We start from the raw sequence: 23,660 nt of genomic DNA, 5'->3' as shown, positions 1-23,660 counted from the left end.
AAGCTTGTTGTAAGTCATTACATACTTACAGCCTATTCTCCAATAGCTCAGTTGGTAGAGCAACGGACTGTTAATCCGTGTGTCCCTGGTTCGAGCCCAGGTTGGAGAGCCACATTTTAGTAGTAAAATCTTGAATTGTTTGTAATTCAATTATGGCATTTGCCAAAACCCTCATCGATTTGATGAGGGTTTTTTTATGAGTGTTCTATCTATAATACTAGGTCTTATGTTTATCATTGACTAAAACAGCTTATCAGAACTGTCAAATACGTCGTACAGTACCTCTTAAATCTCATTAAAAAAGAAATTATAATAAATAACCATGATTAATGATTTATTTGGTTGACAGTCTACAGCTACTTGGCTAAAATGTGCCCCACATAACGCAAACGAGCTTAGTGCTTGCTATGTTAGACACGTACAGTAGGTTTGCCGTTATCACAGCTTATTCTCCAATAGCTCAGTTGGTAGAGCAACGGACTGTTAATCCGTGTGTCCCTGGTTCGAGCCCAGGTTGGAGAGCCATATAATGAAAACCTTCATCAATATTAGATGAAGGTTTTTTTATGGTTGCTATTTTTACTACTGTAGTGTTTTTTGCAGTGGTTTTGTTGTATGGTAAGTAGTATTGATAACTGTTTGTTTATGACAGCTATCTAAAATGTTTATAAGTAACGACTTCAAGCACTTATTGCAAATGAATAGCTACTATCATTCTCGTTGAAGTTCTTTGTTTTTAGTCACTAAAAGTAATGGTTTATTATGATACCTGTACGCATAAAAAATAAGTTCTCTGATCATCCGCAAAAAATCATGCGCCCAGTCAGCATTCGTCTTTCTGAAGAGATGATTGAGCTACTAGAGGCAACCTCATCAGAGCTTGGGTTCAAACGTATTCAAGGGCTAATCCGCTTGTATATTCGCCAAGGTCTTGACCGTGATCATCAAGATTATACTTTAGCGCATGATGAAGTTTTCATCGAGACTCTGCGTAAGCGTGGTGTCAGCCAACGTATCATCGATGAAGCGATCGTGGTTACGCACAATAATAGTATCACGCATCCGTTGACGGAATTACAAAACGACGACTAGCACTGAGGTTTTTATCGAGCTGATCGTTGTTATTGATAGTTTAAGATAACCCTAAAAAAGCCAGTCGCTAAGTGTATTTTAGTCACTTAGCGACCGACTTTTTTACTTAAAGTATTCTACTTACTTTATTCTCCACCACTGTCTTTACCATTCACTTTGCCATCCCACTTTGCGATATTTTGCCTCTTATTTCCCCTCATTGTCGCCTTCTTTTTTATTATATAAGTCACTAGTATTAAGCATAATTTAACACAATAGCTAATGATGGCTCCTAATACTATTTACCGAAGTAAGGTATATTCTAATTGACGTCGATTATAGAGTTGATTAAAAAAATATAGTCAGTCCTAAGTAAAAGCTGTACAAAGATTAAAAAACACTGTTGAAATTATTTTTTTGCTTGCTATGCACACGCAGCTCGTTGCTGTATATAACTTATTTTAGTGGCTTTTGTTTATTTTATAGTGGATCGATTATAACAAGGAGGTAGATCATGGTAAGGCCTTTAAAGAAGCGCATGATAGCGAGTACACTCATTTTATTCCGTAGCTTTGACTTCCTGCCCATACCTTATAATAAGCACTTTTATCAGCGCTTAGGTACCGCTATGTTGCTTGTTTTGTCACTAGTGGCAGCGGGTTTATTGAGTGGCTGCTCACAGCCGCCAACTGACCCGAGTAAGCAAACCATACCGACGAACTCTGATCATTGGCAAAAAAAGCTAGGCGCTACTTTTGAGCAATTGCCTGAGAGTGATAGACAGCTTCTTAGCCGCTATATGCTACGGATGAAGCTTAGCGATGCTTACGAGTCTGGCGCCATGCCGCGTATAACGATTAAGCAAGCACTAGTACAGCAACGTGAATATGAGCGCCTGCACCCTAACAACCCGACTGGCAAAAAAAGCCCTGTTACGGTCAATCAGCAGATAGATGCTATGAATACGTTGACTTACCCTCTCGCCTTGTTACCTGTAAAAAGTAGTGATAGTGACAGCCTAAATCAGGTAAAGCTGCAGTTTATGCTATCCAATCATGGCTCGGTGCCTATTGAAAGCTTTAAGGGGACTTTGCTGATGAAAAATGCAAAACTGACAGAAGGTAAAAAATTCAATGTTCCGCTTACGCAGTTTAAACCAGCTGTTGAGCCTGAGCAGTCAGGTAAAATCGTCATTGAAAGTAGTATTGAGGATGTGAATGTCATGCGTGCGATTAGGAACGCACAAGATGTTACGATAGAGATTAGTGAGGGTGTTCTACTTTTAACTGATGGTCAGCAGATTGAGTTTAAGGAGGCTCCTCTGGAGTAAACAGCGCTATAGTCAGCACTAAACAAAAGAAGTACAAAGGTTATAACTATATAAAAAATAACCATAAAAAAAGGCCCCAATCAATTAATGATTGGGGCCTTTTAAATTTGGCGGAGACGGAGAGATTCGAACTCTCGAAGGGCTATGAACCCTTGCCGGTTTTCAAGACCGGTGCATTCAACCGCTCTGCCACGTCTCCATTGGTGCATCATTATATAGATATCGTTTCATATTGCAAGCGCATATCTAAAATAAATTAAATTATTTTACTTCTTATTGTTTTTTAGTGAATGTCTGCTTGCTAGAAGCCAGGTGCAAACACATATCAAGTAGCCTATTGGCATAGCCCCACTCGTTATCGTACCACGCAAAAACCTTGTATTGATCATCCACTTGCATGAGTTGCTGCCCATCGATAATAAGTGATTCTGTCTGATGGATGAAGTCACTTGAGACCAATGGTTCATCAGTATAGGCCATAATATCTAGCAAATGCGCTTGACTGGCGGACTTGAGTACTTCGCGTATGGCATCGATACTGATGCCCGATGCGTTAAATACAAACGTTACATCGATTGCTGCGACATTAATGGTGGGCACACGAATAGAATGTCCATTAATCTTGCCCATCATCGCTGGCAACACGCGTTCTGAGGCGGCAATACTACTAGATGTTGTAGGAATGATATTATGACCAGACGCTCGCGCGCGTCTTGGGTCACGATGTGCTTGATCAAGGACCGTTTGATCAGCTGTGACAGCATGAATCTCAGTCATCATTGCGGACTTGACACCAAAGGCCTTATCGAGCGTATCAATCAGTGGCACTAGCGCTTGCGTGGTACAAGAGACACCTGAGACAATCGGTAGCTCACGCGTCAGTAGCTCAGTATTAACACCCATTACGATACAAGCGTCAACATCGTCAAAGGGTGCAGCACCGATGATAACTTGTTGCGCACCTGCTTCAATATGTAGATTGGCTTGAGCATAAGAGCGAAAATGTCCTGTACATTCCAATACCACATCGATACCAAGAGTGTCCCAAGGCAGCGTTTTTGGATCATGCCTTGATAATAGACGAATACAATAGGTTAGATTGTTTTTTGTTAGGCACAGCTGGATGTCACTTTTTGCAGTAGCAGATGGTTTTTGTTCCTTATCAGTGATGCCGTCCTGAACAATTTCGGCACTGACCCCCAGTCTGCTCAAACGCCCATGCGTGCTATCAAATTTCAATAAATGCAACAAAGTCTCAGCTGGGGCCAAATCGTTAATAGCCACCACATGAATGGCGCGTCCAAGTACCTCAAAGCGCTCTAGCAACGCACGTAATACGTTACGACCTATACGTCCAAAGCCATTGATGGCGACTCTCAATGGCTGTGTGTGCTCGCCAGCAGCATGAGTCGTCGCTCTTATAGATTTAGAGTTTAGGTGGTAAGTGGTATTAGAGAATTCAGGCATAAAAAAGTATCGCTATAAAGGTAGGAGATGATGTAGGAGCGAAAATAGTAAGTCTATGGTGTAATAAAAATTAGCGCCAATCTAATGGTATTATAATCAATACTTTGCTTAAGACTCTCGTAAATAGGCTTAATTTTTACACTGCCATTATCGTTAAAATCATTAGGATTGTTGGCCACTTTGATTGCCACATAAGCATTACCTACTGCCATCATTGTATCGTCATCAGGACGTAGATGATCACAAGAAAGACTTGGGTCTTGACGTTTTAGATCACTAATATGGCGCATAATCGTTGACTGCGCAAGCTCACGTGTCTGAGCAATATCAGCGATGGACAAGCTTTCCTCTAACAATAGTCGCGTTGCAAGCAAGGTGCTCTCTGACTTATCTGAGACTTGATTGCCCAACTTTAGCTTCTTATCTTGCTGCACTTGCTGTTTTTCGCGGCGTTTTTTTTGTAGGCTTGTATAGGCATCAATCACAGACTGGCTCAGCGTACCGCCCGACTTTAAAACAAACTTATCATGCGCCTGCTTCATGCTTTTTTCATCAAGCATCGCATAGTTGGCATCGGCTTCCTCAGATAGTACCAAAAACCGCTTGTCGGCGCCACGCGCTAACGGATCAAGCTGTAAACTCATATCATTCATACCTAGCAGTTGTAGCCCTGCCAGCGATTTTAATCGTGACAAAGCTACATAGCCTTGCCCAAGCTCAAAGGTACGCGACAAGTCAATCTCAGCAGCATCTAATGTCATTCCTTGTGACTTATGAATGGTAATCGCCCACGCCAGACAGAGCGGCACTTGATGGTAGCTTGCTAGTACATCTCCCGTTTCATCTTCGATGATCCATTCTTCAGGCTCAGCGATGACCTCACGACCAGAATTGAGTCTCACCACGGGCATTTTTTGCATGATAGTTTTTTTATTTTTTGATTGCTCGGTATCTGTATCTTTTTTCTTACTGTTTTTGGTTTTTTCTTTAGCAGTCTTAGTTTCATTATCGCTATTGGTTTCATCGTCTTCAATCAGCGTATCATTATGGTCTTTACTGTCGTCAACTTTGACAGCGGCAAAGCCTATTAGCTCACCCATCGTACCATTAGAGACGCCAAGTTCAGTATTGTTTTTAATAAACATCACCTTAGCGCCAACTTTGAGAATCAGCTCATCTTGAGTACGTACGGTTTTTTTTAGGGTCTCAACCAACTTGTTATCGCCCGTAGAGGTAGCTTCAAAGCGCATCATATCGCCATCTAACGCTGCTAGTTCTTTGTCGTTGATTTTATTGACGTTAAGATTATGCGTATAGAGACGAGTGCGCTTAATATCGACGTTTTGATCAAAGGTGGCCTCGAGCGCAGCAATTGCTTCAAAAGTGACTTCTTGCCGACGAATTTGGTTCAAAATGTCATCCAAATCAAGACCGCCATTAGCCACCTCGCTCACTTGTCGATGCTGCTCTGATAGATAGCAAATATGAAACTTAGCATCAAGCCAAGCCTCCGACATAAAAGCAAACTTCTCACGATTGCTCTCGCCCTTACTTCCAATCGGTGGGAGCTGAAAAAAATCTCCAGCGACGACGACCTGAATACCACCAAATGCCTTGTCGTTTTTGCGCACATATTTGAGGACCTGACTGACCAAATTGAGCTGCTTGGCATGGAGCATGGATATCTCATCTATGATTAGCACCGCTGTATCTTTTAATCTATCTGCCAAAAACTGCTTGCGCGATAAATTGGTTAAATCACGATCCGTCAGCTCATCCTTAATACCGATACCCGACCAACTATGGATAGTCGTGCCGTTCATATGCGTTGCTGCAATGCCTGTACTTGCCGTAACTGCTACTGGTACGCGGCGTGCACGCAGATAATTGATATATTGGTTGAGCGTATAAGTCTTACCTGAACCTGCTGAGCCTGTCAAAAAGACATTTTGACCTGTTTTTAAAATATCAAGAGCAGAAGATTGACGCATATATTCAAACCAATTAAGTTAACAATGAGAAAAAAGTATAAGAAATAAAGTCACCGATTGTATACGTATAATTGAGGCAACTTAAAAAAACAAGAAAGTAAATGCGGCTGCATATAAAAAGTACACTGCGCACACTGGACAAGATTGAAGCCCATACAATGGATAAGTGCTTTGAAGACAACCGCTTAAATTACTTGGCAACGATTATAACAGTTACGCCAGTTTTGCGAACCACTTTAATCTTCAGCGCTTATATAACGTAAAGTTATGCGATACAGAATATATCATTATAAAAAGTCATTATCACTCTGTCTTAAAGCTAAGTACGATAGAGTGAGTAATTAGTCAGGAAGACTAATTATGAAACACGTAAGTATCTATTTTTTATAATATTTTATAAAACAATAAATAAACTTTCCTGTGATCTCTCTCAAACAACACAACAAGGAGTCGTTGATGCTATACGCCTACCCTAATACTGAAGACAGTCCTGTCCAATTCCGCGAAAAATATGACAACTTTATCAACGGTGAGTGGATTGCACCCGTTGATGGTGAGTATTTCGATAATCCAAGTCCTATCGATGGTAAAGTCATCTGTCAGGTCGCTCGCTCAAAAGAAGCAGATATCGAAGCCGCGTTAGATGCGGCTCATGCTGCCAAAGACGCTTGGGGTAAGACCAGCGTTGCTGAACGCGCAAACTTACTACTCAAAATCGCCGATAGTATGGAAGCCAATCTAGAGTCTATCGCTATTGCCGAATGCTATGAGAACGGTAAGCCTGTGCGTGAGACTCTCATGGCAGATATTCCATTAGCTATCGATCAATTCCGCTATTTTGCCAGCGCGATTCGTGCCCAAGAAGGTGGTATTAGCCAAATAGATGAAGACACGGTTGCTTATCACTTTCATGAGCCGCTTGGTGTCGTCGGTCAAATTATCCCATGGAACTTCCCTATTCTGATGGCAGTATGGAAAATTGCCCCAGCTCTTGCTGCTGGTAACTGTATCGTCATGAAGCCTGCTGAGCAAACGCCAGCTTCTATCTTGTTCATGCTAGAAACCATCGGCATCGCTGATATTTTGCCAAAAGGCGTACTAAATATCGTGAATGGTTTTGGTGTCGAGGCAGGTAAACCATTGGCTTCTAACCCACGCATTAATAAAGTGGCTTTCACTGGCGAAACGACCACCGGTCGTCTTATCATGCAGTATGCTAGTGAAAACATTATTCCAGTAACGCTTGAGCTTGGTGGTAAGAGTCCAAATATTTTCTTTGCCGATATCATGGACGAAGATGATGATTTCTTAGACAAAGCAGTAGAAGGCTTAGTGATGTTTGCCTTGAACCAAGGTGAGGTCTGTACTTGCCCATCACGCGCTTTAGTACATGAAAGCATTTATGATGAATTTATGAAACGCTGTATCGCTCGCGTCGAAGCTATCAAAATGGGCAATCCATTAGACACTGACACCATGATTGGTGCGCAAGCCAGCTCAGATCAATTAGAAAAAATCCTCTCTTATCTCGATATCGGTAAAAAAGAAGGTGCAAAAGTCTTAGTGGGCGGCGAAAAAGCTAAACACAATGGCGATCTTGGGGAAGGTTACTATGTGCAGCCGACTATCTTCGAAGGTACTAATGACATGCGCGTGTTCCAAGAAGAAATCTTTGGACCAGTACTTGCCGTCACAAAGTTCAAAGACGACGACGAAGCGATGAGCATTGCTAATGACACGTTATATGGTCTTGGCGCTGGGATTTGGACACGCAGTGTACATAAAGCGTATCGTTTCGGACGTGGTATCCAAGCGGGTCGTGTATGGACCAACTGCTATCACATCTATCCGTCGCATGCTGCTTTCGGTGGTTATAAACAGTCCGGTATCGGCCGTGAAAACCATCTAATGATGCTCGATCATTATCAGCAAACCAAAAACATGCTGGTGTCTTACAGTCCTAAAAAAATGGGCTTCTTTTAAATCTATCCCTCAATGCACTTTATGGCAAAGCCGTAAAGTGCGACCTTGATGCTTACCAAGCATCTACATCTAACATAATTGGCGGTTTGAACGATTGAGTTGAGCGTTAGTGACTGCTAGTAATAAGGAGTTACACCATGAGTAACAAAATGAAAGCTGCGGTTCTGCATGAATTCAACCAACCTCTGCAGATTGAAGAAGTAGACATTCCGACCCCAGGTGCCGGTCAAATCGTAGTCAAAATGCAAGCATCAGGTGTCTGTCATACTGATTTGCATGCGGTTGAAGGAGATTGGCCAGTCAAACCTAGCCCACCATTTATCCCCGGACACGAAGGCGTAGGCCTCATTACCGCTGTTGGCGAAAACGTACATCATGTCAAAGAAGGCGACCGAGTCGGTGTCCCTTGGCTCTACTCTGCTTGTGGTCACTGCACCCACTGCTTAGGCGGTTGGGAGACTTTATGTCTAAAACAAAAAAACTCTGGCTACTCAGTGAATGGTAGCTTTGCAGAATACGTATTGGCAGATGCCGACTATGTTGGCATTATCCCTGAGAGCGTTGATTCTGTTGAGATTGCACCAGTCCTATGTGCAGGTGTTACCGTGTATAAAGGTCTAAAAATGACCGACACCAAGCCGGGTGATTGGGTCGTTATTTCAGGTATCGGTGGACTTGGTCACATGGCGGTACAGTACGCTATTGCTATGGGATTGAATGTTGCCGCTGTCGATATTGACGATGAAAAGCTTGAATTTGCCAAAAAACTGGGCGCAACAGTTACCGTTAATGCCAAGAACACTGATCCTGGTGAGTATCTACAAAAAGAGATTGGCGGCGCTCATGGGGTGCTCGTAACTGCCGTATCCTCTAAAGCGTTTGATCAAGCTTTAACTATGTTACGACGCGGTGGTACTTTGGTATGTAACGGCCTGCCAACGGGTGACTTCCCTGTTTCTATCTTTAATACGGTACTAAACGGCATCACTATTCGTGGTTCAATCGTTGGTACGCGTCTTGATTTGCAAGAATCGCTAGATATGGCAGCGGAAGGCAAAGTGAAAGCGACCGTAGCTGCTGAGCCGCTTGAGAATATCAATGATATTCTTGAACGTATGCGCCAAGGAAAAATCGAGGGTCGCATTGTGATTGACTACGCTATGTAGCCTTATAGCTTTGTGACATTTTGACATTGGTTTAATGGTTATCGTCTTTAATCATTAATAACAGGTCGTATCATTTCAACCATGCGTTACTAGCAATTTGAGTTGAAGGGATACGACCTTTTATTTTCAGCTTTCAGATGTCAGTTGTTAATAATTTTTAATGACAAGTTATTTACAGTATGAGTTAGCAGTACCCTCAGTTTACTTATAGTCTTTATGTAGGGGAATAACATGACAAGCACGCCTAACGATCATAAGAGCGCGGTCTCTGGCAGCACTCAAGCTGAAAAAGATTATTTCGCCAAACGTCAACTTAAAGAAGGCGCGGTTGGTTGGGTTTTATTAATAGGTCTTGGCGTCGCCTATGTCATCTCCGGAGACTTTGCTGGTTGGAACTTTGGCCTAGCACAAGGTGGTTGGGGCGGGATGTTTGTGGCCTTGATAGCCGTAGCTCTCATGTATCTGTGCATGTGTTTATCGATGTCAGAGATGTCCACCATGTTGCCTACAGCAGGCGGTGGATATAGTTTCGCCCGTACCGCTTTTGGTCCTTTAGGAGGATATTTAACTGGTACTGCGATTTTGATTGAATATGCCATCGCACCAGCCGCTATCGCAGTGTTCATTGGCTCATATTGCGAGTCGTTATTCGGTATCGGAGGCTGGATCATATATTTGACATGCTATATCGTCTTTATAGCTATCCACTTAAAAGGCGCAGGCGAAGCATTAAAGCTTATGTTTGGCATTACCGCTGTTGCCTGTATTGCCTTAGTGGTATTTATCGTATCGATGTTTCCTCATTTTGATAGTAAAAATCTATTTGATATTGCCGTTGGTACACAAGCAGGAGCAAGTCCGTTTCTACCCTTTGGTTATATCGGGATTTGGGCTGCCGTTCCTTATGCGATTTGGTTCTTTTTAGCGGTTGAGGGTGTGCCTCTAGCGGCTGAAGAGGCTAAAGATCCTGCTAAGTCATTACCACGTGGGCTAATCGGTGCCATGTTGATTTTAGCGTCATTCGCGCTGCTTATTTTATTCTTAGGACCAGGTGCTGCGGGTGCAGATACCTTAAAAGATTCAGGAGCGCCTTTGGTTGATGCCCTAATCGCCGTATATGGTGAAAATACGTGGTTGGCAAGTTTTGTAAACTTCGTTGGTCTCGCAGGTCTGATCGCCAGCTTCTTTTCCATCATTTATGCCTACTCTCGGCAGATTTTCGCCTTATCGCGTGCGGGTTATTTACCCAAAAAACTATCGCTAACTAACAGCAATAAAGCCCCCTATTTGGCTCTTATTGTTCCTGGCATTATAGGTTTTCTATTATCACTTACTGGTGAAGGAGATCTTCTTATTCTAATGGCGGTATTCGGTGCGACTATCTCTTATGTATTAATGATGGCCTCTCATATCAAGCTGCGTTTATCGCGTCCTGACTTGCCGCGCCCTTATAAGACACCGGGTGGCATCATGACGTCAGGTATAGCACTTGTGCTCGCCTTTTTTGCCGTAATCGCAGGGCTAATGGTCGATCCCAAAGTTTGGTTTATGGCGGCGGGGATTTATATCGTATTTATTCTCTACTTCGTCATATTTAGCCGTCATCACTTAGTGAGTGGCACGCCAGAAGAAGAGTTCGCCGAGATTCAAGCCGCGTCAGATGATTTAAGTTAATAATGTTTATAGAGCTTATATTTTATAGCCTATAAAATTGATAGATAGAAGGTGAACAAAATGGCTTATCAACATACTGTAGGGCAGAAAACCTACCAATTTGAGAGTTTAAAAGTGTTACTTGCCAAAGCATCACCGCGACGCTCAGGTGATGAATTGGCTGGGGTTGCAGCCTCTGATGCCACTGAACGTGTAGCCGCGCAAATGGCTTTAGCCGATTGTTTATTAATCGACTTTTTAGATGACATCACCATCCCCTATGAAGACGATGAAGTAACTCGGCTGATTATGGCACAGCACGACAAACAAGCCTTTGCCAAAATATCCAGCTTTACCGTTGGTGACTTAAGAAACTGGTTATTGGGGGAATCTGCCACAAGGGATGAAATAGCCCAATTAAAATATGCCTTTACTCCAGAGATGGTAGCTGCCGTTAGCAAAATAATGCGCGTGCAAGATTTAATTCTAGTCGCCAAGAAATGCCAAGTCGTTACTAAGTTTCGCAACACTATCGGTCTTGATGGTTGCTTGTCTACGCGCTTACAGCCCAATCATCCTACCGACGATATGTTGGGTATTTCTGCCAGTATTATCGATGGCTTGATGTATGGCAATGGGGACGCTGTGATTGGCATCAACCCCGCCACTGACAATCTACAAAATTTATCAGAACTACTTAAGCTGCTAGACCATGTGATATCTGAATATCAAATTCCTACTCAATCTTGCGTATTGACTCACATCACCTCCGCTATCCAATTGATTGAGAAAAAAGTGCCCGTTGATTTAGTCTTTCAGTCAATTACTGGCAGTGAAAAAGCCAATACTAGCTTTGGTATAGATTTGGCCCTATTGAGAGAAGGCTATGAAGCGGGGCTCAGCCTAAATCGTGGCACGGTCGGGCAAAATGTTATGTATTTTGAGACCGGACAAGGCAGTGCGCTGTCAAGCAATGCGCATTTCGATGTCGATCAGCAAACAATGGAAGCAAGAGCTTATGCAGTGGCTAGAGAATTTAATCCACTGTTAGTAAATACGGTCGTTGGATTTATTGGCCCTGAATATCTGTTTGATGGCAAACAAATCATTCGCGCAGGCCTTGAGGATCATTTCTGTGGCAAGCTGCTTGGCGTCCCTATGGGCTGTGATATTTGCTATACCAATCACGCCGATGCCGATCAAGATGATATGGATACCTTATTGACCTTGCTTGCGACCGCTGGAATCAACTTTATTATGGGTATTCCAGGCTCCGATGATGTCATGCTCAATTATCAAACTACCTCATTCCATGATGCCCTCTACGCTCGGCAACTGCTTGGGTTGACCCCTGCCCCTGAGTTTGCGCATTGGCTCAGTGAAAACAGCATTTATACTCAAACGCAAAACAGTATCAAATGGTCAGACAAGCCATCGTCCCTGCTTTCTGGCATTATGTAAACCTATAATAATGATTAAAATAAATCTATAAAGTCACGCAATACCGAATCATAAAGGAGAATGCTATGTCTGTGAATGATTCGCAAGTTAAGCAGTCGATTATTGACGAAGACAAACCCAAAACGAGTCAACGATCTGAATTGGTTCATCTAGATCCTTGGCAAAAGTTAAAAGAATATACAGACTCTAGAATCGCGCTAGGACGAGTTGGCTGTAGTATTCCTACCAAGCCTTTATTAAAGTTTCAGCTTGATCATGCCGAAGCCAAAGATGCGGTACTACAAGACTTAGATATCGAACGCTTAGTTGATGATTTGTCTACACAATGCCATCTTACTTTTAAAGATATGGACACAGAGAATGCAACAGAGGATTCAAAGAAAAGTAACGAGGAAGCTCTAGAACAATCAGATGAGGCATGGGAGCTATTCAAAGTAACGAGTCAGGCAGAAAACAAATCTGACTATCTTAAACGTCCAGATTGGGGAAGGCTATTAAACACTGAATCTTCTGAAAAATTAGAGTACTTTTTAGAGCAATCAGGCACGGATAAATCTTATGATGTCATCATCGTGATGGGAGATGGTCTGTCAGCACGGGCGCTAGAAGAAAATGGACCAAAGCTGGTCGCGGAGCTATTGCCATTATTTAAAGAAGAAGGCTGGAGCATCGCGCCCTTAGTCATTGCAACGGGCAGCCGTGTGGCTTTAGGCGATAAAATTGCAGAACGTCTCAAGGCCAAAATGCTGGTAATGCTTATTGGTGAGCGACCCGGTCTTAGCTCCCCTGACAGCTTAGGTATTTATTATACTTGGGACGCGCATACTGATAGCCATGACGCCATGCGCAACTGTATCTCTAATGTGCGAGCTGCTGGACTGCCCATTAAAATGGCAGCGAATCGACTATTAGCACTAATGAAAAAATCTTGTGAACTTAAACTATCCGGTGTTGATTTAAAAGATGAGCAAGAGCTGCCAACCCTAGATCAAAGTCAACCAGCGATAAAACTGCTATAAAATAAATTGCATAAATTATTGTCATGACAAGGAGTCCGACATGAAACTTGAAGCGACAAAATCCTGTAAAGAATTAATTGAACTACTAAAATCTAAGCACGGTGACCTGATGTTCCATCAATCTGGTGGTTGCTGCGATGGTAGCTCACCGATGTGTTATCCGTTGGGCGAGTTTAAAGTTGGCGGGCAAGATGTGTTAGTCGGTGAGCTTGCAGGCTGTCCATTTTATATGGGTAAAGCACAATATAAACTATGGCAGCATACCGATCTAACTATCGATGTGGTAGACGGTCGCGGTGCGAGTTTTTCACTTGAGATACCAGAGGGCAAACGCTTTATCGTGCGCTCGGAGATATGTGAAATATAAGTGATTCAATAACTTGGCTCATTATGCCTGTGCTGTCAAAGATGTACTAATTAATTAATACGCCTTAGTCATTTTTATTTATTTATTTTGATTAAATATTGGTTACTGTTTAGTTGTTTATACTCAATTAAAAAACAAACGTTCTTAATATAAGGCAGTGTTTGTTGAATTTAGTTCACAGATAACTTGCATTACTGCTGTTTGAAAGAGTATATTCAAACAATTTATTTATATTTGTTTTCTTGCATGCTTGACCTAAAGTGGTCAAAACATTACTCTTGTTCTGCATTGCATATTAAAAATATTATATTGATAAAAACTTTAAAGGGAATTAAGAGTTTGCCAATTGTGTTTATGGTTTAGGTATGAACCTGTGCATATATTGGTAAACTTCTTATCATTTACATAGGATGTAATAATGCAAAAATCACTCTTCAAACTTACTTTGTTGGCTACGGTTATTTTAGGTATTAGCGCTTGTAGCGGCGACAACAAAACCACTGATGAATCCGCTGCCAGCTCAGATGCCAAAGCAGCTAAAACATTGCTTTATTGCTCAGAAGGCAGCCCTGCTGGCTTCGATCCAGCACAGTATACTTCTGGTACTGACTTTGATGCCAGCGCCTACCCTATCTATAACGGCTTGGTAGAATTCAAAAGAGCTGACACCGAGATTCAACCAGGGCTGGCTGAAAGCTGGGATATTAGCGAAGATGGCAAAACCTATACCTTTAATCTACGTAAAGGGGTCAAATTTGGCAAAACAGACTACTTTACCCCAACCCGCGACTTTAACGCTGATGACGTTGTCTTTACGCTAGAACGTATCACCAATCCAGACTTTGAATTCAACAAAGCCTATCCTGCTGAATTCCCATATTCGGTTGGTATGGGGCTGCCTGATATCATCTCTGATATCGAAAAGGTTGATGACTATACGGTAAAAGTTACCCTTAGTGAGACCAACGCACCGTTTTTACAGAACCTAGCAATGGCCTTTGCTTACATCAACTCTGCTGAATACGCAGATCAGCTAATGGCTGCAGATAATGCCGCTGATATCAATACTAAACCTGTTGGTACCGGACCTTTCGTCTTTACTTCCTATCAAAAAGACGCGCAAATTCGCTACACCAAAAACCCAGACTATTGGAACAAAGACGATATTCACATCGATAATCTAGTGTTTGTCATTACTAAAGATTCAGCGGTTCGCGCCCAAAAAGTTCAAGCTGGTGAATGCCATGTGTCCGCCTATCCTAAGCCTGCTGAAATCGACTCTGTCAAAAAATCTGGTAAGGCCACGGTGCTTGATCAGCCTGGCTTCAACGTCGGCTATGTGGGCTACAATGTTGAGAAACCGAAGCTTAGTGACCTAAAAGTTCGTCAAGCATTGGATATGGCCATCAACAAAGACGCTATTATCAATGCGGTTTATCAAAGTGAAGGACTCAAAGCGACCAATCCTATGCCGCCAACACAGTGGGGTTATGATGAGTCGCTTAAGGACGCTTCTTATGATGTTGAAAAAGCCAAAGCGCTCATCAAAGAAGCCGGCGCTAATAATCTTGAAATTGACCTATGGTATATGCCAGTTCAACGCCCATACAACCCTAACGCCAAGCTAATGGCTGAGATGCTACAAGCAGATTGGGCGAAGATTGGCGTCGATACCAAGCTTGTCACTTATGAATGGGGCGAGTACCTGAATCGCGCTGCTAAAGGTGAGCACGATGTTATTCTAGCTGGTTGGACCGGTGATAATGGGGACCCAGATAACTGGCTTGGTACGTTATTATCTTGTGATGCTGTCGGTGGTAACAACTACTCACGCTGGTGTAATAAGGACTTTGACACTTTAGTGACCAATGCCCGCCAGATTACCAATCAAGATGATCGCGTTAGTGATTATGTACAAGCTCAGCAGATATTCAAAGAGCAGCTGCCTTGGACGACGATGGCACATTCGGTGGTGACCGTATTCACAGCACCAAACGTTGTCGATTATAAGATTAGTCCACTGGGTTCAATACGCTTCGATGGTGTCAAGGTTGAATAACCTGAACTGATAAAGTCCGGTACGACATACATGATTGTTTAATTCGTATTCGGCTAGGTCAGACCCTCTGCTCTAGCCGATTTTATATAAACTAACTGTTTTGTCACGGGCACTCTTTTCACTGTCAACACTCTAATCATTGAACCACAACTATTGAGCAGCCCATGCTACTTTATATTTTGCGCCGTATTGCCATTTTAATTCCTGTCTACCTTGGCTTAACGCTATCAACCTTTACCCTGATTCGTCTCGTCCCTGGCGATGCCGTTGAGATTATGATGGGTGAGCGTATGGTCGATCCAGAATTACATGCCCGTGCCTTAGAAAGACTTGGTTTAGATAAACCACTCATCGTCCAATATTGGGATTACTTAACCGGCATCTTGACCGGTGATTTTGGTCAGTCCTTTCGTACACGTACTCCAGTATTACAAGACTTCTTTGCCCATTTTGTCCCAACCTTAGAGCTGGCTTTGTGCGCCATTGTCATTGCTAGTGTCATTGGTGTCAGCTTAGGTATCTTCGCCGCACTCCGGCGTGGTACGTGGATTGATTACACTTTGATGTCAGGGGCGCTAGCAGGATACTCTATGCCTATCTATCTATTGGGACCTATCCTAACAGGTATATTCGCCCATTATTTAGGTCTTTTACCAGTCGCTGGAGTGATATCTGTCGCTCAGTTTTTGGATGTTCAGCCCTTGTATGGCTCATGGCTATTGGGTTCTTTGACGTCAGGAGAGCCTGGTGCATTTTGGGATGTGGTAAAACACTTTATTCTGCCGTCTATTGCCTTATCAACCATTCCTCTAGCGATGATTGCGCGGATGACGCGCTCTGCAATGCTAGAGGTGTTAGATGAGGACTATGTACGTACAGCACGAGCCAAAGGCTTATCGCCGCGCCGAGTGATATTAGTGCACGTTATGCGCAATGCTTTAATTACGGTAATTACTGTCGTTGGCTTACAGATGGCCACATTACTTGCTGGAGCCATTATCACTGAGACTATCTTTAGTTGGCCAGGTGTTGGTAATTGGCTACTTGATGGGTTCTTTACTCGTGATTATCCAATTGTGCAAAACGGTATTTTACTGGTCGCCACCGCCTTGATCTTGGTTAGTTTATTTATTGATATTTTGTATGGTCTTATCAATCCACGTATTCGACATACTTCTTAATTTAACATTGATAAATAATTATATTACAAATAGTGATGATTGGCGCTTACATGCTTTAGAGCAATTTTAAAATTTTAAGTATTTTTTAGGAATAAGACTCTAAACGCTTTTAAAGTGCTGACCACTACAGGAATTGCTCATGAAGCCTTCTGTTCTTCCCTCCGATGTCAATCTAGCAGCCACACCGCCCTCGTCTTGGCAGCTGTTTTTATCGACATTTTGCCGAAATAAAGGCGCTGTACTTGGTTTTATTGTACTCGCGTTAATGGTCATTATTGCCATACTTGCGCCCGCTATTGCGCCTCACGATCCTTATGAGCTATTCACCGGCCAAGAGCAGCTCCCACCTGCTTTCTTGGACGGTGGCAATGCAATGTTTTGGCTCGGCACTGACGATGCAGGTCGAGATACTTTGTCTCGGGTGATGTATGGCGCCCGTTACTCATTGTTTATTGGTCTAAGTGCCACTACCCTCGCTATGCTAGTCGGTGTTTCATTAGGACTTAGCGCTGCGTTTTGGCCAAAAGTTTGGGGCAAAGCGGTGATGCTAGTCAATGATATTTTGATGTCTTATCCAAGCTTGCTATTGGCTATCATCATTGCGGCTATCCTAGGCCCTTCTATGACCAACACTATTATTACCATTGCCTTGGTTTGTACGCCACCTTTTATCCGCCTGACACGTGCTACCGCGATGGTAGAGCTACAACGTGAGTATTTTGTTGCCTCACAAGTGATGGGTGCTGGCGTGTTGCGTTTATTGTTCGTGACCATTCTGCCCAACTGTATGGCCCCGCTCATCGTACAAGCGACGATGATTTTCTCCTCTGCTATTTTAGAAGCAGGTGCGATTGGTTTCTTAGGTTTTGGCGTGCAACCGCCAGATGCAGAATGGGGCGCGATGCTTGGTACAGCGCGTCAGTATATTCAAAGTAATGTTTGGCTAGCCATTTGGCCAGGTGTCGCTATTTTCTTAGCTGCTTTGTCAATTAATTTAACTGGTGATGGCCTACGCGATGCGCTAGATCCCAAATTGAAGCAGGTGACCTAATGACAGAGATTTTGAACAATGCTGCTGTAGTAAATTCAACAGATACTGCGGCAACCAATACCCCATTACTGCTAGATATTAAAAATCTCTCGGTAACCTTTGGTGAAGGGGCGCGTGCTTTTCGCGCAGTAGATGATGTGTCGTTAACGATTAGGCAAAGCGAAGTTGTGGCAGTAGTTGGTGAGTCTGGTTCAGGAAAGTCCGTCACTATGATGGCCTTAATGGGACTGTTGCCGCCCTCTGCAACGGTTCGTGCTAAGCGGGTGATGTTTGATAATAAAGACATGCTGAGTATGTCAGCCAAAGAAAAGCGTGGCATTATTGGCAAAGACATCTCGATGATTTTTCAAAATGCGATGTCTTGTCTAAATCCAAGTTTTACGGTTGAGATGCAACTGGGTGAAGTACTACGCAAGCACCTTGGTCTGCGCGGTTCAGCAGTCCAGACACGTATCTTAGAGCTGCTTGAATTGGTTGAGATGCCTGACGCCAAAAACCGACTTAAGGTCTATCCGCATCAGCTATCAGGTGGTATGAGTCAGCGAGTTATGATTGCGATGGCGATTGCTTGCGAGCCAAAACTCCTTATCGCTGATGAACCAACCACCGCTCTTGATGTCACGGTGCAAGCGCAAATCATGGACTTGCTTAGCCGACTACAACGTGAAAAACAAATGGCGATGGTACTTATTACCCATGACCTAGGCCTCGTCGCACAAAATTCACGCGATGTCGTCGTCATGTATGCCGGGCAAGTGGTTGAAACCAGTACCGTGCCAGAGATCTTTAAAACCCCTGCTCATCCTTATACTGAAGCCTTGCTACAAGCCATCCCCGAGCTGGCTATCGGTCAAGATAGACTCAATAGTTTGCCGGGTGTCGTACCCAGTCAATATGATCGCCCAAGCGGTTGCTTATTGTCTCCGCGTTGTCCTTATAAGGAGCCAGCTTGTGAAGTACCACCGCCCATTCTGGAGACGCCTAATGGCAACGTACGCTGTATTCACTCAGACCTGCCAAACTTACCTTCTCGCACTTCTATCGCTAACACTGCTACTGTGGAGTCCCAGTTATGAGTAATAAAGTGGTCTTAAAAGCAGTGAATCTACACAAGCATTACCCAGTATCGCAAGGTTTGGGCAAACCTAAAGCTTATGTTAAAGCCTTAAACGGTATCTCATTTGAGCTTGAAGCTGGCAGGACGCTTGCGGTCGTTGGTGAGTCAGGCTGCGGTAAATCGACTCTCGCCCGCCAGCTCACACTTATTGAACAGCCTACTGATGGCGAGTTATTTATTAACGATGAGGCGACGACTGGTTATAGTAGAAAAGCATTAAAAGATTTGCGCACCGAAATCCAAATGGTATTCCAAAACCCTTATGGCAGCCTCAACCCGCGCCATACTATCGGTTATCAATTGACTGAACCGTTAGATATCCATACCAAGTTATCAAAGGAAGAAAAGCGTAGTAAGATAAATGAGATGATGAGGCATGTCGGTCTACGTCCCGAACATGCTGGTCGTTATCCGCATATGTTTTCAGGTGGTCAGCGTCAACGGATTGCCCTTGCCCGCGCGATGATGCTCAATCCAAAGATTGTCGTCGCTGATGAGCCTACCTCAGCCCTCGATGTCTCGATTCAAGCACAAGTATTGAATTTATTCATGGATTTACAGGACGAATACCATACTGCTTACGTCTTTATTTCGCACAACCTCTCAGTGGTACGCCATGTCGCTGATGATGTAATGGTGATGTACTTAGGTCAGGCGGTCGAACACGGTCCTAAAGAAGCCATTTATAATGCACCAAAACATCCTTATACCATTGCTTTATTAGCAGCAGCACCGACTGTAACTGGCCATAAAAATGACTTAACCTTACATGGTGAGCTTCCAAGTCCACTTAATCCGCCAAGTGGCTGCGCGCTACATAAACGCTGTCCTTATGCCAAACCTAAGTGTAGCGAAATAGAGCCCAAGCTGCGAGAGTGGGACGGTCGATTGGTCTCTTGTTTACGGTTGGAAGAGATTTATGGTTGATATAAATAATCGCCTAGTCTTTAGTTTGCAATACAATGTTAAATACGAGATAAAAAAAGACTTAGACGCGCTGACATTAAAGTTTTTATTTACCGACTAAGGTAATATTGCAACTATAAAGTCATACACATCTAAGTCTGAATGAGTGCTACCAAATTTATATTTATTTTGGTACTTTTATATATTACTTAGTACTGCCATGGTTGGTCTTGTTCTATACCAGCCGTGTCTAATTTATTTCTTTTTTTCTTAATTTTGGTATCTATTTTTTCCTGTTTTTTACTAGCTTTTTGATTGATATCGTCAATTAAGCCTTGAATCATCTTATCTACTTTGCCTTGCTCTTTTTGACGTTTCTTATCTACTTTACCAAGCTCCTTTTGACGCGCCTTGTCTATTTTATCTTGTTCTTTTTGACGCAGCTTATCAAGCTTACTCAGCTGCTTCTTAACCTTTTTACTGAGTGTGATATCATCTTTTGTATTATTCTTAGCAGATTTGTCTGACATAAGGCAACTCCTCAATTGTATTGTATAAATCGTTTAAATACTTGATGTTAAGTTAATATCATTGTCTAATCAACGTGTTAGTACAAAACAAATACACATCGCAAAGCGCCCTTGAATTGGTAGACCAAACATAATATTGATCGTTATTCATCATGTAGTCGTTACTAAATATAGTCGTTACTAAATAAAACCAATACGTTGTAACGTGATGCGCAACTGGTATAAATTTTTCTTACTTACTTTGTCTACGCTGGCAGAGGCTACAAAAAATTTATACCAGTCTCGTTGTATCGTTTTATAGCAGATTAACTATAGAATAACCGTATTAAGCCCTATTAGCATCAAATGATTAATCGGTGTTTATCACACCGCGACATTTAGGAAACTGGCTACAACCATAAAAAACTTTACCTTCGCGCACGCCTTTTTTAGCGGTGCACTGAGTCATCTTACTGTTTCATTTTGGGCAAACTGGTGTTTGATCTAAGATTTCTATTATCTCAACGGCTGCCGTTTCAGGCGTTTTTGGCTTAGACTCTACAAATTTATTGTTAGGCGACTTACTTGGGTTGCTATGTTTATCTTTTAAATAGGCTTTATGCTGACTGTTAGTTTTCCAAGATTTGCTAAATCTATTATTTTCAATCTCCTCGACGATAGCTTTGACTTCTTCATCGTTTAATATCTTATCTTGCTTTTTCTTCACATAAGACACCATGCCGCTCGTCAATACGTGCTCAGGTAACTCATCACGGGTTTTTAGCTCACACTCACCGATGAAAGCAATCATCGAATGAAAGTAGTTCAATTCCAATCCTAATAAATCTGCAAGCGTCTTGATGTGCAGATAATTTTGGCGCAATGGGTTTTGGAATTTGAATTTCCTTCCATTTGGGAAGGCTTGCGTCCACTGTCTTTGCTTCTCGCTACCATATATCCAGCCTTTATAATTTTTGGTTTCGATGACGAAGATGCCATAGATCGAGACGATGACATGGTCAATCTGGGTGCTGCCGCCATTGTCTCTTGGCAAGGTAATATTGTTTAAACGGTGATAGATCTCTTTATCAAGCTTTAGCCACATAGCGACGTTGATAATGGTTTCACCTAGGATACCTTTAAAGCTAGAGATAAGGGACACTTTTAACTACCTATTATTTATTGAATTATCATAGTTAATAGAAAGTTAGCAAAAAACATACCTGTTTTTAAAACTTGAGATAAAAGCACCATTTAATAATTTTGAAAATATAGAGCACTCATTATCGGTACATTGAGTTTAACCTACTGGCTTTTATAGCCGAAAACAGCTATCCAACCGGCACTTCCATCACCAATACCTGCGCCTTGCTAATCACGTCCATCGTAAACTTATCAGTCTCACTAATACCTAATCCATCGCGCTGCTGTAAGACATTGCCATCAATGACCACACTGCCTGAAATGACAAATACGTAAACGCCGTTGCTAGCATCATTTAACGTATAGGTTTTAGTCACGCCTGCATCAAACTCACCGACACTAAACCATGCGTTTTGATAAAGCCATACGCCAGCATCATGCATACTTGGTGAGAGCACTTGATTAAACTGATTACGGTTTAATAGCTCAACCAAGCTGACTTGCTGATAGCGCGGTGTCACATCTTTTTTGTTTGGCTCAAGCCAAATTTGTAGAAACTTAACAGGTATCTCTGAGCTGGCATTGCTCTCAGAGTGCACTACCCCTGTACCTGCGGACATTATCTGAATCTCACCACTATTGATGACACTTTCATTACCTATATCGTCTTTGTGCAAGAGCGTACCTGACAACGAGATACTGACAATCTCCATATTACGGTGTGAGTGTGAGCTTAAGCCATGACCACCCTCGATATGATCATCATTAATCACCTTGAGAACGCCGAACCCTACCCGCTCACGGTCATAGTAGTCGGCAAAGCTAAAAGTGTGCTTACTCCTGAGCCAACCATGATACGAGCCGCCGCGTGTATTTGCTGGATGATGGATGGTTTTCATCATGAGTCCTCGTTTGGTTTGAATTACTAAAAAAACGATATTCCACATTTTATCTCATAAAAAAGAGTTGCCAGAATACTCTAACAACTCTTTTATGAAGACGACTAATCAAAAAGCTTTCTAAAATGACAGTTTGATTCAATCGCTAATTACCACATGCCGCGGCGATGGTTTTTCACCCAGCGGTGCATACCAAGCGTGTTCAGTGTTTTCATGTTACTAAAGTTGGTCCAGCTTTGTACTTCTGGGCTAAACTCAACATTGCGATATAACTGATCCCAGCTTTGTCCAGCACGTTCAAGAGTCAATACTTGCTTATGCAAATCAACCATGTAATCGCGCAGTGCGACTTGCTCAGCTTTAGTCGCTGGGGTGTAATGACCGATATCGATAATATCAACGTCTTGCTCAATCACCCAATCTAAAGTGTTGATCCAGCCATCATAATAGAAGTCTAAGAAATCATTGTAAGGCATGGTTTTGTTTTGGCAGACGTCGGTGCACTGTAGCGCTTTTTGACGCGGGAATAGCACCATGGTCATACTGTTTGAATGACTAGGATCGACGCGGTGTAGCTCAACCGTCTCACCGCCGAGAGTAATGGTCATGTCTTCGTCGAACACTCTATCAGGGATGGCATAAGGCATTCTTTCCCCAATCACAGGCTCAATCACATTTCTGTGTGCAACGATGGTCGCGCCTTGCTTTTGAAATACTTGGCTACCTGCCATGTGATCCGCATGAGCATGGGTTAAGACATTGTATTTGACAGAGACACCAAAACGACTTTTGATCTCTTTACTGAGCCATTCTGTAGCACAAGTTGCGCCGCCATCAACGACTAGTGCGCCTTCATCGGTAATCATCACGATACCACTATGTACAGCCAAGCCTGAACCATTGGTATGACGATATAAGTTGTCTTTAAGCTTCGTTAACGTTGGCGCTGCATCATCGCACATACCTACCGTAAAATCTGGCAATACAGCACGCTTAGCAACTTTTGATTTATCAACACTGATACCCGTATCAGAAGCAGCAGTTGCCGCCACAGATAAGGCAAGACTGGCAAGCGTCAAGATGGATTTTTTGAATAAATTCATTATAAGCCCCTCATGTTATTGAAATAATATTGGTATTGACTTAACCCTAAAAAAAGTTAGAGAATAGAAAAGGTAAGTCACAAGACGTTACTAACTCGTAATAATATATAATAAACAGAGGGCTATTTAAATTTTAAATTAACTTTATACGTTAATAATTAACAATAATTTAACAATAAACAAT

19 protein-coding genes and 3 tRNA genes are annotated in these 23,660 nt (G+C 42.6%); 15 read left to right on the top strand and 7 right to left on the bottom strand.

Going from position 1 to position 23,660, the window contains the following annotated elements:
* The first annotated feature begins 36 nt into the window (after nucleotides 1-36).
* From ACTXGH_RS02140 to ACTXGH_RS02125, 4 genes are all read left to right on the top strand, one after another.
* Nucleotides 37-112 (top strand) — tRNA-Asn (locus ACTXGH_RS02140).
* Nucleotides 113-449: 337 nt separating this feature from the next.
* A tRNA-Asn gene (locus ACTXGH_RS02135) sits at nucleotides 450-525 on the top strand.
* Nucleotides 526-762: 237 nt separating this feature from the next.
* Nucleotides 763-1,092, top strand: coding sequence for a CopG family transcriptional regulator (locus ACTXGH_RS02130; RefSeq protein WP_299216955.1), 330 nt, complete (start codon nucleotides 763-765; stop codon nucleotides 1,090-1,092).
* Between the two features lie 493 nt (nucleotides 1,093-1,585).
* Entirely contained in the window at nucleotides 1,586-2,401 is an 816-nt protein-coding gene (locus tag ACTXGH_RS02125; protein ID WP_439260473.1) for a hypothetical protein, read from the top strand.
* A 108-nt stretch (nucleotides 2,402-2,509) separates the two neighbouring features.
* Here ACTXGH_RS02125 and ACTXGH_RS02120 read toward each other — a convergent pair.
* From ACTXGH_RS02120 to ACTXGH_RS02110, 3 genes are all read right to left on the bottom strand, one after another.
* Nucleotides 2,510-2,600: transfer RNA gene (locus tag ACTXGH_RS02120), tRNA-Ser, on the bottom strand.
* A gap of 74 nt (nucleotides 2,601-2,674) precedes the next feature.
* Complete coding sequence (locus ACTXGH_RS02115; protein WP_439295887.1) at nucleotides 2,675-3,868, bottom strand: type I glyceraldehyde-3-phosphate dehydrogenase; 1,194 nt, start codon at nucleotides 3,866-3,868, stop codon at nucleotides 2,675-2,677.
* A 53-nt stretch (nucleotides 3,869-3,921) separates the two neighbouring features.
* Nucleotides 3,922-5,859 (bottom strand): AAA family ATPase, encoded by a 1,938-nt coding sequence (locus ACTXGH_RS02110; RefSeq protein WP_439295888.1) that lies wholly within the window; start codon nucleotides 5,857-5,859, stop codon nucleotides 3,922-3,924.
* Nucleotides 5,860-6,315: 456 nt separating this feature from the next.
* On the opposite strand from ACTXGH_RS02110, the gene exaC reads away from it, so the two are divergent.
* The 11 genes from exaC (at nucleotide 6,316) to ACTXGH_RS02055 (ending at nucleotide 19,843) form a co-directional block, all read left to right on the top strand.
* Complete coding sequence (exaC, locus tag ACTXGH_RS02105) at nucleotides 6,316-7,842, top strand: acetaldehyde dehydrogenase ExaC (protein ID WP_439295889.1); 1,527 nt, start codon at nucleotides 6,316-6,318, stop codon at nucleotides 7,840-7,842.
* Between the two features lie 137 nt (nucleotides 7,843-7,979).
* The gene (gene adhP, locus ACTXGH_RS02100) at nucleotides 7,980-9,008 is read left to right on the top strand and encodes an alcohol dehydrogenase AdhP (protein WP_299216969.1); all 1,029 of its coding nucleotides are present in this window, start codon (nucleotides 7,980-7,982) and stop codon (nucleotides 9,006-9,008) included.
* A gap of 231 nt (nucleotides 9,009-9,239) precedes the next feature.
* On the top strand, nucleotides 9,240-10,682 hold the full coding sequence (gene eat, locus ACTXGH_RS02095; RefSeq protein WP_439295890.1) for an ethanolamine permease: 1,443 nt from the start codon (nucleotides 9,240-9,242) through the stop codon (nucleotides 10,680-10,682).
* 60 nt (nucleotides 10,683-10,742) lie between these two features.
* Nucleotides 10,743-12,122 (top strand): ethanolamine ammonia-lyase subunit EutB, encoded by a 1,380-nt coding sequence (locus ACTXGH_RS02090; protein ID WP_439295891.1) that lies wholly within the window; start codon nucleotides 10,743-10,745, stop codon nucleotides 12,120-12,122.
* A 65-nt stretch (nucleotides 12,123-12,187) separates the two neighbouring features.
* The gene (gene eutC, locus ACTXGH_RS02085) at nucleotides 12,188-13,141 is read left to right on the top strand and encodes an ethanolamine ammonia-lyase subunit EutC (protein ID WP_439295892.1); all 954 of its coding nucleotides are present in this window, start codon (nucleotides 12,188-12,190) and stop codon (nucleotides 13,139-13,141) included.
* Between the two features lie 40 nt (nucleotides 13,142-13,181).
* A complete protein-coding gene (locus tag ACTXGH_RS02080; protein ID WP_439260461.1) occupies nucleotides 13,182-13,508 on the top strand; it encodes a DUF779 domain-containing protein in 327 nt (108 codons plus the stop codon).
* A gap of 418 nt (nucleotides 13,509-13,926) precedes the next feature.
* Complete coding sequence (locus ACTXGH_RS02075; protein ID WP_439260460.1) at nucleotides 13,927-15,567, top strand: ABC transporter substrate-binding protein; 1,641 nt, start codon at nucleotides 13,927-13,929, stop codon at nucleotides 15,565-15,567.
* Between the two features lie 164 nt (nucleotides 15,568-15,731).
* The gene (locus ACTXGH_RS02070) at nucleotides 15,732-16,748 is read left to right on the top strand and encodes an ABC transporter permease (protein WP_299216983.1); all 1,017 of its coding nucleotides are present in this window, start codon (nucleotides 15,732-15,734) and stop codon (nucleotides 16,746-16,748) included.
* Nucleotides 16,749-16,887: 139 nt separating this feature from the next.
* Nucleotides 16,888-17,799 (top strand): ABC transporter permease, encoded by a 912-nt coding sequence (locus tag ACTXGH_RS02065; protein ID WP_299216986.1) that lies wholly within the window; start codon nucleotides 16,888-16,890, stop codon nucleotides 17,797-17,799.
* Nucleotides 17,799-18,875, top strand: coding sequence for an ABC transporter ATP-binding protein (locus tag ACTXGH_RS02060; RefSeq protein WP_439295893.1), 1,077 nt, complete (start codon nucleotides 17,799-17,801; stop codon nucleotides 18,873-18,875). Before ACTXGH_RS02065 ends, ACTXGH_RS02060 begins: the two co-directional genes overlap by 1 nt.
* Nucleotides 18,872-19,843, top strand: coding sequence for a peptide ABC transporter ATP-binding protein (locus ACTXGH_RS02055; RefSeq protein ID WP_439295894.1), 972 nt, complete (start codon nucleotides 18,872-18,874; stop codon nucleotides 19,841-19,843). Before ACTXGH_RS02060 ends, ACTXGH_RS02055 begins: the two co-directional genes overlap by 4 nt.
* Nucleotides 19,844-20,031: 188 nt before the next feature.
* On the opposite strand, the gene ACTXGH_RS02050 is transcribed toward ACTXGH_RS02055, so the two are convergent.
* The 4 genes from ACTXGH_RS02050 to ACTXGH_RS02035 form a co-directional block, all read right to left on the bottom strand.
* Nucleotides 20,032-20,352 (bottom strand): hypothetical protein, encoded by a 321-nt coding sequence (locus tag ACTXGH_RS02050; RefSeq protein WP_439260453.1) that lies wholly within the window; start codon nucleotides 20,350-20,352, stop codon nucleotides 20,032-20,034.
* A 457-nt stretch (nucleotides 20,353-20,809) separates the two neighbouring features.
* Nucleotides 20,810-21,493, bottom strand: coding sequence for a nuclease-related domain-containing protein (locus ACTXGH_RS02045; protein ID WP_439260451.1), 684 nt, complete (start codon nucleotides 21,491-21,493; stop codon nucleotides 20,810-20,812).
* Between the two features lie 169 nt (nucleotides 21,494-21,662).
* On the bottom strand, nucleotides 21,663-22,373 hold the full coding sequence (locus tag ACTXGH_RS02040; protein WP_439260821.1) for a pirin family protein: 711 nt from the start codon (nucleotides 22,371-22,373) through the stop codon (nucleotides 21,663-21,665).
* 149 nt (nucleotides 22,374-22,522) lie between these two features.
* On the bottom strand, nucleotides 22,523-23,476 hold the full coding sequence (locus tag ACTXGH_RS02035; RefSeq protein WP_439295895.1) for an MBL fold metallo-hydrolase: 954 nt from the start codon (nucleotides 23,474-23,476) through the stop codon (nucleotides 22,523-22,525).
* Nucleotides 23,477-23,660 lie beyond the last annotated feature (184 nt).

This window comes from Psychrobacter sp. 1Y10, from assembly GCF_052259005.1.
GTDB classification, from domain to species: Bacteria; Pseudomonadota; Gammaproteobacteria; order Pseudomonadales; family Moraxellaceae; genus Psychrobacter; species Psychrobacter saeujeotis.
The sequence above is the reverse complement of the archived record's forward strand: the minus strand, read 5'-3'. Positions and strand labels throughout refer to the sequence as shown.